This window comes from Bacillus sp. D48C (assembly GCF_053345735.1).
On record NZ_JBKFAQ010000010.1, the window covers coordinates 226,650 to 227,046 of the forward strand.

Annotated in this window: 1 pseudogene; it reads right to left on the reverse strand. The window is 33.0% G+C overall.

Annotated elements, in window-relative coordinates:
• A pseudogene (locus tag ACLBXA_RS22350) lies at window positions 1-397 on the reverse strand (hypothetical protein); the annotation flags it as partial.

Genomic DNA, 397 nt, shown 5'->3' on the forward strand with positions numbered 1-397 from the left:
ATAAATAAATAAGAAGGCTTCACGATTGGTTCTGCCCCATTCTAAAAACTGAAGTTCTTTTAACTTTTGATTTAAAATCCGTTCATACAAAGGACTGGTACATTCTTTAATTTTCTTCTCTATATAACGTTGTTGTTCGGTTGTTTGACATGGAAAGTTTAAAAAAACGAGTTTAATGGACTGTTTGTAGGCTTGATAAAAATACGCATGTGAGAAAATGACAAATGCTTGTTCATCGCTATTCTTAGAGAACATATCGTCACCTTCGACTTGAAGAATTTCTAAAAATTCCTCATTTTTCAGTTCAAATATGCCATCCTCCGTCATGTCTACAATTTGCATAATTTCCGCAATACTTTTCTTTACCTTTGGTGGCGCTTCTTTCTTTTTTCTAGAT